Source organism: Kutzneria sp. NPDC052558 (assembly GCF_044547355.1).
Classification (GTDB): Bacteria; Actinomycetota; Actinomycetes; order Mycobacteriales; family Pseudonocardiaceae; genus Kutzneria.
Genome location: NZ_JBIUAG010000078.1, coordinates 1 through 2,132 on the forward strand (window position 1 = coordinate 1; position 2,132 = coordinate 2,132).

The following is a 2,132-nucleotide window of genomic DNA, read 5'->3' on the forward strand; positions in this document are numbered from 1 at the left end:
AGTCGACGGCGAGGTCCGGCTGGCCGTGGGGGGAGAGCTGCGGCTGGCACGCAGCGAGGCACTGCCCATCAGGTCCGACTTCGACGCGGACCCGATCCGGGCCCTGCTCGGCGCGCTGACCGGGTTGGGCCGCGCCGAGCACGCCTGCGTGCAGATCCTCACCCGGCCCGTCGCCGGGCGGCGAGTCGCGCGGGCCCGACGCGCCGCCCGCCGCCTGCATGCCGCGCAGCCGGTCCGGCCGGTCGGACTGCTCCTCGACGCCCTCACCCCAGGCCCGTCGAGCCGTCGAACACCGCCATCGGGATCTCAGGACCGGCACGTCGCACTCGAGCACTCGGCCCAGGACAAGGTGATCGTCACCAAACAGCGCGGAGCCCAGTTCGAGACCCGGATCCGCTACGCGATCTCCACAGCCGTCCCGCACGCCCAAGCGCCTGCGGCACGGGAGGTGCTGCGGGGTCGGGCGCATGCCGTCGCCTCCGCGTTCGCCGCGTTCAGCGACCACAACCGCTACCGCCGCGTCCACCTGCGCCGGTTGCCCGACGCGTTGGCCGGCCGGTGGCTGGACCGGGGCGACCTGCTGTCGGTGCCCGAGCTGGCGGCGGTGGCGCACCTGCCCACCGACGACACCGTCCCCGGCCTGCACCGTGCCGGCGCCCGCGCCGTGGCACCGCCCCCTGGCACGCCGGCCGCCGGGCCAGGGATCAAGCCGATCGGCGTCAGCGACAGCGGACATCCCCGTCCGGTCGGCCTGCACGTGGCCGACGCGGCTTACCACCTGCACGTGCTCGGCGCGACCGGCAGCGGCAAGTCCGAACTGCTCGCCCAGCTCATCCTCGACGACGCCACCGCTGGCCGTGGCGTGGTCGTGATCGATCCCAAGGGCGACCTGGTCACCGACGTTCTCATGCGCCTGCCGGAGTCGGCGGGGGAGAAGGTGGTGCTGTTCGACGCCGACAGCCGCTCCCGCCCACCGGTGATCAACCCCTTGGAAGGAGAGGACACCGCGCGCGTGGTCGACGACCTCGTCGGCATCTTCTCCCGCGTCTACGCCGACTCCTGGGGCGCGCGCACCGAAGACATCCTCCGGGCATCACTGCTCACCCTGACCTCGATCCCCGGCACGCCGACGCTGCTTGACCTGCCGAAGCTGCTGACCGTCCCGCAGTTCCGGGCACGTCTGGTCGAGAAGATCGAGGACCCGGTGCTCCTGGGCTTCTGGCAGTGGTATGCCAGCCTCACCCCGGCCATGCAGAGCCAGGTCATCGCCCCGCTGATGAACAAGGTCCGCGGCTTCCTGTTGCGGCCGTTCGTGCGAGCGGCCATCGCCGGCGGACCATCCACGGTGGACATGGACGCGGTGCTGGACGGGCAGATCTGTTTGGTGCGGATCGGGAAGGACGCGCTGGGCACCGAGACCGCCTGCCTGTTCGGCTCGATCGTGGTGGCCCGCACCTGGCAGGCGGCGACCCGCCGCGCTCGCGTGCCGAAGCGTCTGCGGCGGCCGTGCTCGCTGTATGTCGACGAGTGCCACCAGTTCCTCAACCTCCCGTACCCGCTGGAGGACATGCTCGCCGAGGCCCGTGCCTACCCGCTGGCGATGACCCTGGCTCACCAGTACTGGAACCAGCTGACCAAGGACCTGGAGGAAGGGATCTCCGCCAACGCCCGGTCGAAGGTCTTCTTCTCCACCAGCCCCGAGGACGCCCGCCGCCTGGTCCGCCACACCGAACCCCGCCTGTCCGCCCACGACCTGGCCAACCTCGGCCGCTTCCAGATCGCCGCCCGCCTCGTCGTGGGCGGTGCCGAGACCCCGGCGTTCACCGCCACCACCTGCAAGCTCCCGCGCGCCATTCCCGGCCGCGCCAAGGCGATCCGCGCGGCGGCGAGGGCCAACACCCGCCCGCTGAACACGACCTCGACCAGCCGGCCGCGCGACCGCGTCGCCGACCCACGTCGATCGGAGCGGCCATGATCAGCGACCCCACCCCCCAACGCCAACTCCGCGGCCACCTCCCGCAACAACCGCTCCCCAGATCCGTTGTCACGCCCGAGCACCTGGCCTGGCTCGCCCGACGCCTCACCGCCCGAGACCGGTGGCTGGCCAGGATGCTGCGCGAGCACCGCGTGCT

1 protein-coding gene is annotated in these 2,132 nt (G+C 72.3%); it reads left to right on the plus strand.

Annotated elements, in window-relative coordinates; all coding sequences use genetic code 11:
• Window positions 1–1,975: helicase HerA domain-containing protein (locus tag ACIG5F_RS49205; protein ID WP_396527280.1), on the plus strand; the 1,975-nt coding region annotated here is incomplete at its 5' end.
• Window positions 1,976–2,132 lie beyond the last annotated feature (157 nt).